We start from the raw sequence: 12,827 nt of genomic DNA, 5'->3' as shown, positions 1-12,827 counted from the left end.
ATGTGTGGCATCGCAGGTACTTACCGGTGGCCGGACGGGAAGGCCGTGACCGACCGGCTCACCGACACCCTCGCCCACCGCGGTCCGGACGGGGCGGGCCGCTACAGCCACCGGGCCGGTGACGGCGAAGTGCACCTCGGGCACCGTCGGCTGGCCGTCATCGACCTGTCCGGTACCGGCGCCCAGCCGATGGTCTCGGGCGGCCTGGCCCTGACGTACAACGGCGAGCTGTACAACGCGCCCGAGCTGCGTGCCGAGCTGGCAGCGGCCGGGGTGCGCTTTCGCGGTACCTCCGACACCGAGGTGCTGCTGGAGGCCTGGCGGCGCTGGGGCACGGACTGCCTGCCCCGGCTGCGCGGCATGTTCGCGTTCGCGGTCTACGACGAGCGGACCGGTGACCTGGTGCTCGCCCGCGACCAGCTCGGCGTCAAACCGCTGTTCCTGCTCCGGCGCGGCGAGGGTCTGGTGTTCGCCTCCGAGCTGAAGGCGCTCGCCGCCGTGACCGGCGGGTCGCTCCAGGTGGACCACGCGGCCCTTGTGGCCTCGCTGCTGTACTACTGGGTGCCGGACTCACGGTGCGCGTTCCGCGAGGCGGAGAAGCTGCCGCCGGGCAGCTGGCTGCGGTGCCGTCCCGACGGCCGGGTGGAGCGCGGCCGGTTCTGGCAGCTGCGGGACGTCGCCGCCGAGGCCCGGGAGCGGGCCCTGGGCGGTGAAGCACCGGATGTCGCCGCCGTCGTCGAGGAGTCGACCCGGCGCCACCTGCTCTCCGACGTACCCGTGGCGACCTTCCTCTCCGGCGGTCTCGACTCCAGTTACCTGACCGCGCTCGCGGCCCGCGAACAGCCCGGGATCTCCGCGTACACGATCGGGTTCCGCGCCGAGGACGCCAGGTTCGAGGCGATGCCGGACGACCTGCGCCATGCCCGGCGGGTGGCCGAGCGGTTCGGTGTCGACCTGCACGAGATCGAGATCGCTCCGGACGTGCTCGACCTGCTGCCGCGGATGACGTACCACCTGGACGAGCCGATCGGCGATCCCGCCGCGATCAACACGTTCCTGATCTGCTCGGCCGCCCGGGAGGCCGGGGTCAAGGTGATGCTCTCGGGGATGGGCGCCGACGAGCTGTTCGCCGGTTACCGCAAGCACCTGGCCAACCTGGTCGCGCTGCGCTACCAGCGCATCCCCCGGCCCCTGCGGCGCGGCCTGTCCGCGGCCGTGGACCGGCTGCCCGTCGCCTCGGCCCGCCGGGGGTACCGGTCGGTGCGCTTCGCGAAGCGGTTCCTGTCCTTCGCCGACCTGCCGGAGGAGACCGCCTTCCGGCGCAGCTACACCCTGTACGACCAGGACGAACTGCTCGCCCTGATCGACCCGGACCTGGCGGGGACGGTCGAGGACGTGCTGACCGAGCACGCGGACGTCTACCAGGACAACGACCTGGACGACTTCGTGAACCGGATGTGCCTGGGCGACACCCGGATGTTCCTGCCGGGCCTGAACCTCGCCTACACGGACCGGTCGAGCATGGCCGCGTCGACCGAGGTGCGGGTGCCGTACGTGGACGTCGAGGTGGTCAAGGCGGCGTTCGCCGTGCCCGGTGATCGCAAGATCGCCGGACGGCAGGGCAAGGCGGTCCTGAAGGAGGCGGCCGTCCCGGTCCTGCCCCGGGAGATCGTGTACCGGCCCAAGGGCCTGTTCAGTGCCCCGCTGCGCGCCTGGATGAGCCGGGATCTGGCGCCGCTGGTGCGCGAGGTGGTGCACGACGGTGTGCTGGTCCGTTCCGGGTTCCTGCGCCGGGAGGCGCTGGCGCGGATGGTCGCCGAGGACGCCGCCGGGCAACGGGACTTCTCCAAGCATCTGTGGCATGTGCTGACCCTCGAGTACTGGTACCGCGGCGCGACCTCGGGGGCCGGCCAGAACTCTTCGTTGACGGCGTAGGGACAAGAGGACTTCGGTGAAACAGGTTGTTCAGAACTACAAGAGCGGCGAGCTGGCACTGCTCGACGTGCCGGTGCCCGGGTGCAAGCCGGGCGGAGTGCTGGTCCGCAGCGCCTATTCGCTGATATCCACCGGCACCGAGCTGATGAAGGTGTCCGAGGCCGGCATGTCGATGCTGGGCAAGGCCCGTTCCCGGCCGGACCAGGTGGCCAAGGTCGTGCAGAGCGTGGCCACCAACGGGGTGCCCGCCACCTACCGCAAGGTGATGGGCAAGCTGGACTCCTACACGCCGCTCGGCTATTCGCTGTGCGGGGTGGTCGAGCAGGTCGGCGCCGGGATCGACGACGTGAAGGCCGGCGACCTCGTGGCCTGCGCCGGCAACGAGCACGCGCTGCACGCCGAGCTGAACTGGGTCCCGAAGAACCTCTACACGCCGGTGCCCGACGGCCTCGCGCCGCGGCACGCGGCCTTCGGCACCGTCGGGTCGATCGCGCTGCAGGGCGTCCGCCAGGGCGAGTCACGCCTCGGCGAAGTGGCCCTGGTCATCGGCCTCGGGCTGATCGGGCAGCTGGTGGTGCAGTTGCTGACCGCCTCGGGAGTACGCGTCATCGGCGCCGACCCCGACCCGGCGCGCTCAGAGCTGGCCGAGCGCCTGGGCGCGGCGGCGTGCGGCGACCCCGGCTCCGCGGCGGTGGAGACCGCGGTCGCCGAACTCACCGGCGGGCACGGCGTGGACCAGGTGTACCTGGCCGCCGGCGGCGGCAGCAACCAGCCCGTCGAGCTGGCCGCCCGGCTCAGCCGGGACCGCGGCCGGGTCGTCGACATCGGCAAGTGCCGCCTGGACCTGCCGTGGAACGCGTACTACGAGAAGGAGCTGGACGTCCGGTTCTCCCGCTCCTACGGCCCCGGGCGCTACGACCCGGAGTACGAGCTGGAGGGACGGGACTACCCGATCGGCCACGTGCGCTGGACCGAGCGCCGCAACCTGGCCTGCTTCCTCGATCTCCTCGCCCGCGGTCGCGTCGACGTGGAGCCCTTGATCTCCCACATCGCCGAGTTCGACGACGCCGTCGAGACCTACCGGCGCCTGAAGGACGGCGACCTGAAGGCCGTGGCCGTGCTGTTCCGGTACCCGGAACCCGCCGCGGAAGCCGGGGAAGCCGAGGCTCCGGCGGCGGTCGCCGTGCCCGCGGTGCGCCGCAGTGGCACGGTGTCTGCCCCGGCCCGCTCGCCCAGGGGTGCGGTGCGGCTGGCGTTCGTCGGCGCGGGGAACTACGCCACGTCGATGCTGCTGCCGCACCTGACCCGGCGCGACGGCGTCGAGCTGTCCACGGTCGTCACCACGACGGCGCTGTCCGCGGCCAACGCGCAGCGGAAGTTCGGCTTCGCGGAGGCGACCACCGATCTCGACGCCGTGCTCGGCGACCCGTCCATCGACGCGGTGTTCGTGGTCACCCGGCACAGCTCGCACGCCGAACTGACCCGCAGGGCGCTGCTGGCCGGCAAGGCGGTGTTCGTGGAGAAGCCGTTGGCGCTGACCGGGGACGAGCTGGCCGGCGTGCTCGCGGCGGTGGAGGAGTCCGGCAACGACCGGTTGCAGGTGGGCTTCAACCGCCGCTTCGCGCCGCTGCTGCGGGAGGCCAGGAAGCGGTTCGGCACCCGGACCGGGCCGGCGAGCCTGCGCTACCTGGTCAACGCGGGCCGCCTCGACCACGGTAGCTGGTACCTCCAGCAGGGCACCGAGGGCTCGCGGTTCGCCGGCGAGGGCGGTCACTTCATCGACACGGCGAGCTGGCTGCTGGGCGCCGACCCGGTGTCGGTGTACGCGCTGACCACGCCCGGCAACGAGGACCTGCAGGTCCTACTGGGGTACCCGGGCGGGTCCACCGCCACCCTCAGCTACGTCACCACCGGCCCGGCCGGTTTCCCCAAGGAGACGCTGGACCTGGTCGCGGACGGCCGCGCGCTGCGGCTCGACGACTTCGTCCGTGCCTCGGTCCACGGCCGCGAGCGGTGGGTCAGTTCCCGGCTGCCCAAGGCGCGGGACAAGGGCCAGCACGCCGAGCTGGCCGCGTTCGTCAGGGCCGTGCGCAGCGGCGGGCCGATGCCGGTACCGCTTAAGTCGCTGGTCGCCACCACGGCGGCCACCCTCGCCGTGCAGGCCAGCCTGGCCGGCGGCGCGCCGGTGACGTTGGCGGGGGCACGATGACCATGAGCGCGGGCTGGTACCTGCGGCGGCTGTCCCGGATGGGGCCGCGGGAGGCCGGCGGCCGGGTGGGCGACGCGGTGCGCAGGCGGCGCTGGCGGACGGGGCGGCCCGGCTGCCCGGACGTGGTCGGCGCCCGGTTCACCGCGGCGCTGCCCGCGGGGGCGATCGCCGCGGTGCCGCCGGACGCCGCGAAACGGCTCGTCGCCGAGGCGGACCGGCTGATGGCCGGGCACGCCGTGTTCTTCGGGGTGGAACGCGACGACCTGGTCGATCCGGACTGGTGCTACGACCCGAAGACCGGGCGCCGGGCCCCGTGGGGCTACGCCTTCGACGTGCCGTACCGCGACGAGGACGCGGTCGGGGACGTCAAGCAGATCTGGGAGCTGTCCCGGCACCAGTACCTCACCGTGCTCGCCGCCGCCTACGCGCTCACCGGGAACGAGCGGTACGCCGAGCGGGTGGCCGAGCACCTGCGGTCGTGGTGGGCGGCCAACGCGCCGCTGCGCGGGGTGCACTGGACCAGCGGCATCGAACTGGGCATCCGGCTGCTGTCGTGGGTGTGGATCCGCCGGCTGCTCGACGGCTGGCCCGGCGCGGCCGCCCTGTTCGAGGGCAACCCGGTGGCGCTGCGGCAGATCTGGCACCACCAGCGCTGGCTGGCCGCCTTCCCCAGCCGGGGCTCTTCGGCGAACAACCACGTCATCGCCGAGGCCGCCGGGCAGTTCGCCGCGGCCTGCGCGTTCGGCTGGTTCCCCTCATCGGCGCGCTGGCGAGCCGACGCGCTGCGGTCGCTGGAGCGACACCTGCGGAGCAACACCTTCGGTTCCGGCCTCAACCGCGAGCTGGCCACCGAGTACCACGGCCTGGTGCTGGAGCTGGGCCTGGCCGCGGTGGCCGAGGCGGATGCCGCCGGTGTGCCGGTCCCCGCGACGATCCGGCTGGTGCTGCTGCGGATGACCGACGCGCTCGCGGCCGTCGTGGACAACAGGCTGCGGCCGCCGCGCCAGGGGGACGCGGACGACGGGCACGGTCTGGTCGTGGACGGCGAGGGAACCGACCGCTGGGTCTCGTTGCTGGCCACCGGGGACGCCGTGTTCGGGTCTCTGCCCTGGTGGCCGGCGGTGACCGGCACCGATGTGCGCACCCCGCTGCTGGCCGCGCTCATCCGGCCGTACTCGAAGGACGGCACCGCCCCGGCCGTGTGCCGGCCGGCGAGCCGACCGGCCCGTTTCGCCGACGCGGGCATGACCATCCTGCGGGGGCCGGCGGGGATCTGGTGCCGCTGCGACGGTGGTCCGCACGGTTTCCTGTCCATCGCCGCGCACGCGCACGCGGACGCGCTGTCCGTGGAGGTCCGGCACGACGGGGTCGACGTGCTCGCCGACCCGGGGACGTTCTGCTATCACGGGCAGCCCGAGTGGCGGCAGTACTTCCGCTCGACCCTCGGCCACAACACCCTGCAACTGGACGGCGGTGACCAGTCGGTCTCCGGCGGGCCGTTCCTGTGGACCCGGCACCCCCGAACCCGCGTCCTGGTCGCGGACACGTCCGGCCAGGCGGTGGCCCGCTGGTGCGCCGAGCACGACGGCTACCGGCCCTCCGTGCACCGCCGCCTGGTGGAACTGACCGAGGCGAGCCAGGAGTTGAGGGTGGTCGACGAGGTGCGCGGCCCGCGCCGGGCCGTGCGCCTGGCGTTCCACCTAGGCCCGGCGATCGCCGCGGACCTGACGGGGAACCGGGCGGTGCTCACCTGGACCCGGGACGGCGAGGACCGTTCCGCGGCGCTCGACCTGCCCGGACAGCTGTCCTGGCGGGCGCACCGCGGCGAGAGCGACCCGCCGCTGGGCTGGTACTCCGCTGGCTTCGGCCGCAAGGAGACCAGCACCACGCTGGTCGGCACCGGTTTCGCCGACGGCGCGCAGGGGTTCACGACCGTACTCAGGTTCCGGGGCTAGGGGGGCGAGTGGGGATCAAGTGGCGGCGCTGGGGGGTGCCGGCGGCTGTGCCGGCGCTGGCCCTGCTGGCGGTGACCGGTTGCGAGAGCACGCCGGACGCGCCGCCGAAGCCGACCGCTGCGCCGCCCGCGTCCGTGGCCCGGGTGTGCGCCGAGCCCGCGGCCGGGCCGGCGAAGGCGCCGCCGGGCGCGGTGGCGGTCGACCCGGCGGTCGCCGGTGACCTGGCCGCGAAGACCAGGAGCAGCCCCCCGCACACCACGTTCTGGCTCCGCCCGGGCAGGCACAGGCTCGAAGCGGACCGCTACGCCCAGGTCGTCCCCAAGGAGGGGGACAGCTACCTCGGCGCGCCGGGCGCGGTGCTCGACGGCCGCCGGACCAACCAGTACGCGTTCGGCGGCACCGCCCGCGATGTCACCATCCGCTACCTGACCGTGCAGGGTTTCGTCGCGCCGCAGGACGAGGGTGTGGTCAACCACGACTCGGCCGACGGGTGGGTGATCGAGCACGCGACGGTCCAGAACAACTCCGGCGCCGGTCTGATGGCCGGCGCCCGCCAGCGGGTCACCGCCAGTTGCCTGCGCGGCAACGGCCAGTACGGCATGAACGCGTACAAGGCCTCCGGCCGCATCAGCGCTCTGGTGGTCGAGGGCAACGAGATCGTGGGCAACAACAAGGACGACTGGGAGCGGCGGCGGCCGGGCTGCGGCTGCACCGGCGGCGTCAAGTTCTGGGCCGTCGACGGCGCCGACATACGCGGCAACTGGGTGCACGACAACCGCGGAGCCGGGCTGTGGGCGGACACCGACAACAACGACTTCCGGATCGAGAACAACGTGCTGGAGGCCAACGACGGCGCCGCGCTGATCTACGAGACCAGCTACAACGCGGTCATCCGCAGGAACACGATCCGGCGGAACAACTGGGTGGAGGGCCGCAGGTACGCCGACCGCGGCGACACCTTCCCCTTCGCGGCGCTCTACGTGTCCGAGTCCGGCGGCGAACCACGGATCCGGGCCCGCACGGACAAGGTGGAGATCTACGGGAACGTCCTGGAGAACAACTGGTCCGGGATCACCCTGTGGGAGAACTCCGACCGGTTCTGCAACAGCCCGGCCAACACCTCCTCCGGTGCCTGCACGTTGCTGGTGAAGAACGCGCGCCGCTGCGTCCGGCCGGCGATCGCCACCGCGCCGCTGTACGCCGACTGCCGGTGGAAGACCCAGCGGGTGGACATCCACGGCAACCGCTTCGTGCTGGACAAGTCCGTCGTCGGCTGCACGGTGAAGTGCGACCGGATGGCGGTGCTGGCCAACTACGGCACGTATCCGGACTGGTCGCCGTACCAGGGCGAGCGGGTGGCCGAGGCGATCACCCGTGAGCAGCACAACCGCTGGCACGACAACGTGTACGTCGGACCGTGGGTGTTCGTCGCCCACGACCCGAGCCGGGTGCTCGACTCCGCGCAGTGGCAGGGCGCGCCGTACCAGCAGGACGCGGGCAGCACCTTCGGCGCGCAGGACGGTGGTTGAGATGGGCACGGACCACTCGTCGAAGACCGTCGGCGCGGTCTGGGGGCTGCTGGTCCTCAACACGCTCGGCTCGGCCGGGGCGAAGACCATCGTCCCGCTGCCGCGCTCCCTCATCCAGATGGTCACCATGGGCGCGCTGGTCGCCGCGTTCGCGCTGGCGCTCGCGCTCAATCTTCGGCTGCGCATCCGGGCCAGCGCCTTCCTGCTCCTGCTCACCCTGCTGCTGGTGCCGAGCGTGATCTCCAGCGTGCACCTGGAGTCCGGGTTCGGCGCGCTGTTCCGCTGCGCCAGGCTGGCTCTCTTCATCGGCACGCTGTGGCTGCTCAGCCGCTGGTGGGACGGCAGCCTGACGTTCGTCCGGCACCACATCCGGCTGTACTTCGTGGTGCTCGGGTCGGTGGCCGCGGGCGCTGTCGTCTCTCCGGGCGCCGCCCTGCCCGACCTCTACGGCGGGCGGCTGGTCGGCGCGCTGTGGCCGCTCACCCCGCCGCAGATCGGGCAGTACGCCGCGGTGATCATCGGGCTCGCCGTGCTGCTCCTCCTGGGCCGCCGGACCGACCGGACCAGCGCGGCGGTGGTCATCGTGCCCTCGCTCGTCCTGCTCGCCCTGACCCATACCCGCACGGCCACGCTCGGTCTGCTCATCGGGCTGACGCTGGCCATCGGCTCGCTCGTCCTGACCAGCGCCGCCGCCCGCCGGTTCTTCGCCTGGGCGGTGCTGTGCGCCGCGGTGGCCGCGGTGGTGCTCGGTTCCGCGCTGCAGGCGTGGTTCCTGCGCGGTCAGAGCAAGGAGAACTTCAGCAGCCTCACCGGCCGGGCCAAGGTCTGGGACGCCCTGCTGGCAGCACCCCGGACGACCTCGGAGTACCTGTTCGGCACGGGTCTGGGCGACAAGTCGTTCGGCGGGCTGCCCATCGACGACAGCTGGCTGGCCGTCTACAACGAGCAGGGTATGACCGGCATCGCCCTGGTGGCGGCGATGGTCCTCGTGCTGGGCGGCGTCGCGCTGCTGCGGCCGCCGTCGCTGTCGAGGGCCTGTGCGATCTTCCTGATCAGCTACTGCGCGATCGCGTCGTACACCGAGGCCGGGCTGGGCGACGCCTCGCCGTATCTGCTGCATCTGGCCGTGGCCGCCTCGCTGCTGGCGGCTCCGGCCCCGGCCCCTCCCCTGCCGGCGGTGCCCGAAGTCCCTCGACGAAACGTCCCGCGCTGGGCCCGGCGATCGGAGGTCACCTGACCATGCACGTCCTCGTGGTGCACAACCGCTACGCCTCGGCGCAGCCGAGCGGGGAGAACAAGGTCGTCGACCAGGAGGTGGCACTGCTGCGCGGGGCCGGCCACCGGGTCGAGGTGTTCGAGCGACGCAGCGACGACATCGCCGCCCGGTCCCTGCCGGGCAAGGCCGCGGTGCCGCTGCTGGTGCCGTGGAACCCGGCGGTCCGCGCGGAGCTGGCCGCCCGGCTGCGCACCGAGCGGCCGGACGTGGTGCACGTCCACAACGTCTTCCCGCTCCTGTCGCCCGCGGTGCTGGCCGCCTGCGCCGACGCCGGCGTGCCCGCCGTCGCCACGCTGCACAACTACACCCAGGTCTGCCCGCCCGGCACGCTGCAGCGGGACGGCCGGCCGTGCACCGAGTGCGTCGGGGCCGCGCCGCTGCCCGCCGTCCGGCACGGCTGCTACCGGGGCTCCCGGCTGGCGACGGTCCCGCTGGCGGTCAGCCTGTCGGTCAACCGGCGGCGATGGTGGTCGGGGGTGGAGCGGTTCTTCTGCATCTCCGCGGCGCAGCGCGAGGTCCTGGTGCGGGCCGGCATGCCGTCCGAGCGGCTGGCGGTGAAGCACAACTTCGTGCCTGAGCCGGCCGTTCGCCGGTCGGGCGCCGGCGAGCACCTGCTCTATCTCGGCCGGCTCGCGGAGGCCAAGGGTGTGCGGCTGCTGATGGCCGCGTGGGACGAGATCGCCGCGGACGGCGGAGCGGGAGTGCCGCTCGTGATCGCCGGCGCGGGGCCGCTGGAGCCGGAGGTGACCGCCTGGGCGGCGGGCCGTGACGACGTGCGCCACGTCGGCCTGTACGACGCGGCTCAGTGCCGTCAGGCCGTCGCGCGGTCGGTCGCCGTGGTGGCTCCCTCGACGTGGCTGGAGGCGTTCGGCCTGGTGGTCGTGGAGGCGATGGCGGCCGGGGTCCCGGCCGTCGCCGCCGGTCACGGCGCCTTCGTCGAACTCGTCGAGGACGGGGTGAGCGGCCTGCTGCACCGGCCCGGCGAGCCCGCCTCGCTCGCGTCCTGCCTGCGCCGGATCACGGCCGAGGCGGTGCGCAACCAGGAGATGGGCCGGGCGGCCCGGCGCCGTTACGAGCGGGGCTTCAGCCCGGCCGTCGGCCTGGAGCGCCTGGTGGAGGGGTACCGCTCCGCGATCGCGGGCCGGTCCGGCGGCGGGGGCAGCCCGTCGCCGACAGGGGACACAAGCACTGGCTCGCGGCGGGGGCGCCCGCGCGAGCGGGATGGGGGCAGTAGATGACACGATGCCGACTGTGCGGCTCGGCGGCGCTGGCGAGCGTCGTCGACCTCGGGGCGACCCCGCCGTGCGAGAGTTTTCTCGCCGCGGACCGACTGGACCTGCCGGAGCCGGCGTTCCCGCTGCACCTGCGGGTCTGCACCGACTGCTGGCTCGCGCAGCTCCCGCCGCTGATCACGCCCGAGGAGACGTTCAAGGAGTACGCGTACTTCTCCTCCTACTCGGCCTCCTGGGTGGAGCACGCGCGCACGTTCGTCGCCGGCGCCGTGCAGCGGCTGGGTCTTGGCCCCGACGCCTTCGTGGTCGAGGTCGCGAGCAACGACGGGTACCTGCTGAAGCACGTGGTGGACCGCGGGATCCGCTGCCTGGGCATCGAGCCGTCGGTGAACGTCGGCGCCGCGGCCCGGGACGCGGGGGTGCCCACGCTCACGGAGTTCCTGGACCCGGCCACCGGCTCGGGCGTCCGCGACGAGCACGGTCCGGCGGACCTCGTCGTGGCCAACAACGTGTACGCGCACATCCCGGACGTGGTCGGGTTCACCCGGGGCCTGCGCGCCCTGGTCGCCGACGACGGCTGGGTCTCCATCGAGGTGCAGCACCTGCTGACCCTGATCGAGGAGAACCAGTACGACACGATCTACCACGAGCACTTCCAGTACTACACGGTCGCGTCCGCGACCCGGGCACTGGCCGCCGGCGGACTCGCCCTCGTGGACGTCGAGTTGCTGCCGACGCACGGCGGCTCCATCCGGCTGTGGGCCCGGCCCGCGAAGGTGGCGGGCGAGCCGACGCGGCAGGTGGCGGACGTACTGGCCCGGGAGAAGGCCGCGGGTCTGCAGGAGCTGTCCGGGTACACCGAGTTCTCCGGCCGGGTGGCCAAGGTGCGCCGGGACCTGCTGCGGTTCCTGATCGAGGCGGCCGAGCGCGGCGAGACGGTCGTCGGCTACGGCGCCCCCGGCAAGGGCAACACCCTGCTCAACCACTGCGGCATCCGGCCCGACCTGCTCCCGTACACGGTCGACCGCAACCCCTACAAGCACGGCCGGTTCACCCCGGGCGCCCGCATCCCGATCCTGCCGCCCGAGCAGATCAGCGCCGACCGGCCGGACTACGTCCTCGTCCTGCCGTGGAACCTGCGGGCCGAGCTGGTCGAGCAGTTGTCCTTCGTGCACGCCTGGGGCGGCCGGCTGGTCTTCCCCATCCCGGAACTGAGCATTGTCGAGGTCAAGCCATGAAGGTCGTACTGTTCTGCGGCGGCTACGGGCTGCGCATGCGCAACGGAGCCTTTGACGACACGCCCAAACCGATGGCGATGGTCGGCCCGCGGCCGCTGATCTGGCACGTCATGCGCTACTACGCGTACTTCGGGCACACCGAGTTCATCCTGTGCCTCGGGTACGGGGCCCACCACATCAAGAACTTCTTCCTCAACTACGAGGAGACGACCTCCAACGACTTCGTGCTGCGCGGCGGGCGTACCGAGCTGCTGTCCACCGACATCGCCTCCTGGACGATCACCTTCGTGCAGACCGGCATCGAGTCACCGATCGGTGAGCGGCTGCGCCGGGTGAGGCACCACCTGGACGGCGACGAGATGTTCCTCGCCAACTACGCCGACGTGCTCACCGACGCACCGCTGCCGGAGATGATCGACCGGTTCGCCCGGCGCGACGCCGGTGCCTCGATGATGGTGGTGCCGCCGCAGTCCTCGTTCCACTGCGTGGACCTGGGCGACGACGGCCTGGTGGGCGGCATCACCCCGGTGAGCGACCTGCCGCTGTGGGAGAACGGCGGCTACTTCGTGCTCCGCCAGGAGGTCTTCGACCACATCCCCGAGGACGGGGACCTGGTCGCCGACGGATGCGCCCGACTGGCCGAACGCGGGCGGCTGGTGGCGCACCAGCACCGGGGCTTCTGGAAGCCGACCGACACGGTGAAGGAGCGGGCCGCGCTCGACGACGCCTACACCCGGGGCGACCGCCCGTGGGCCGTGTGGGAACGCGACGGCGCGGGGGCGGACGCCGGGGTGAGGACCGCGTGATCCGGCTCGGCTCCGGGCGCCTGGACCGGATCGTCGCGGTGGGCGCGCACTGCGACGACATCGCCATCGGCGCCGGCGGCACCCTGCTGACCATGTGTCTGACGCGGCCGGGCGTCCGCGTCGACGCGCTGGTGCTCTCCGGCGGCGGCAGCGAACGCGAGCAGGAGGAGCAGGCCGCGCTCGCCGCCTTCTGCCCGGGCGCCGACCTGCGGCTGAGCGTGGACAAGCTGCCGGACGGCCGGTTCCCGGCGCACTGGGAGGAGGCCAAGGCCGCGGTCGAGGAGCTGCGCGAGCGGACCGAGCCGGACCTCGTGCTGGCCCCGCGCACCGACGACGCGCACCAGGACCACCGCGGTCTGGCGAAGCTGATGACCACCGCGTTCCGCGACCATCTCGTGCTCGGCTACGAGATCGTCAAGTGGGACGGCGATCTGGGCCGACCGGCGGCGTACCAGCCGCTGACCCCGCGGATCGCCGAACGCAAAGTACGGCTGCTGCAGGAGCACTACCCCTCGCAGCGGCACCGGCCCTGGTACGACCGGGAGGCCTTCCTCGGGCTGGCCCGGATCCGCGGCATCGAAAGCCACGCGCGCTACGCCGAGGCGTTCGCCGTCACCAAACTCACTCTCGACCTGGGGGATTGAACC

General features: G+C 72.8%; 9 protein-coding genes. All 9 read left to right on the top strand.

From position 1 onward, the window contains the following. The 9 genes from asnB to AB0G56_RS19470 are packed head-to-tail and all read left to right on the top strand — an operon-like array spanning window position 1 to window position 12,824. Window positions 1–1,935 carry an asparagine synthase (glutamine-hydrolyzing) gene (gene asnB, locus AB0G56_RS19510; RefSeq protein ID WP_360970722.1) on the top strand — a complete coding sequence of 645 codons (1,935 nt, stop codon included), beginning with the start codon at window positions 1–3 and terminating at the stop codon, window positions 1,933–1,935. A gap of 16 nt (window positions 1,936–1,951) precedes the next feature. Next, entirely contained in the window at window positions 1,952–4,144 is a 2,193-nt protein-coding gene (locus tag AB0G56_RS19505) for a bi-domain-containing oxidoreductase (RefSeq protein WP_360970720.1), read from the top strand. Continuing rightward, window positions 4,141–6,099: an alginate lyase family protein gene (locus tag AB0G56_RS19500; RefSeq protein ID WP_360970718.1), complete on the top strand. Its 1,959-nt coding sequence runs from the start codon at window positions 4,141–4,143 to the stop codon at window positions 6,097–6,099. The genes AB0G56_RS19505 and AB0G56_RS19500 overlap by 4 nt, the downstream gene beginning before the upstream one ends. Window positions 6,100–6,107: 8 nt before the next feature. Then, a complete protein-coding gene (locus AB0G56_RS19495; protein WP_360970716.1) occupies window positions 6,108–7,628 on the top strand; it encodes a right-handed parallel beta-helix repeat-containing protein in 1,521 nt (506 codons plus the stop codon). 1 nt (window position 7,629) lies between these two features. Continuing rightward, window positions 7,630–8,865 (top strand): O-antigen ligase domain-containing protein, encoded by a 1,236-nt coding sequence (locus tag AB0G56_RS19490; protein ID WP_360970714.1) that lies wholly within the window; start codon window positions 7,630–7,632, stop codon window positions 8,863–8,865. 2 nt (window positions 8,866–8,867) lie between these two features. Continuing rightward, window positions 8,868–10,142 carry a glycosyltransferase gene (locus AB0G56_RS19485; protein ID WP_360970712.1) on the top strand — a complete coding sequence of 425 codons (1,275 nt, stop codon included), beginning with the start codon at window positions 8,868–8,870 and terminating at the stop codon, window positions 10,140–10,142. Then, window positions 10,139–11,374 (top strand): class I SAM-dependent methyltransferase, encoded by a 1,236-nt coding sequence (locus tag AB0G56_RS19480; protein ID WP_360970710.1) that lies wholly within the window; start codon window positions 10,139–10,141, stop codon window positions 11,372–11,374. The genes AB0G56_RS19485 and AB0G56_RS19480 overlap by 4 nt, the downstream gene beginning before the upstream one ends. Beyond that, a complete protein-coding gene (locus AB0G56_RS19475; RefSeq protein ID WP_360970708.1) occupies window positions 11,371–12,180 on the top strand; it encodes a glucose-1-phosphate cytidylyltransferase in 810 nt (269 codons plus the stop codon). The genes AB0G56_RS19480 and AB0G56_RS19475 overlap by 4 nt, the downstream gene beginning before the upstream one ends. Further along, window positions 12,177–12,824, top strand: coding sequence for a PIG-L deacetylase family protein (locus AB0G56_RS19470; protein ID WP_360970706.1), 648 nt, complete (start codon window positions 12,177–12,179; stop codon window positions 12,822–12,824). The genes AB0G56_RS19475 and AB0G56_RS19470 overlap by 4 nt, the downstream gene beginning before the upstream one ends. The last annotated feature ends 3 nt before the right edge of the window (window positions 12,825–12,827 follow it).

This window comes from Streptomyces sp. NPDC021356, assembly GCF_040641015.1.
GTDB lineage: Bacteria > Actinomycetota > Actinomycetes > Streptomycetales > Streptomycetaceae > Streptomyces.
The sequence above is the reverse complement of the archived record's forward strand: the minus strand, read 5'-3'. Positions and strand labels throughout refer to the sequence as shown.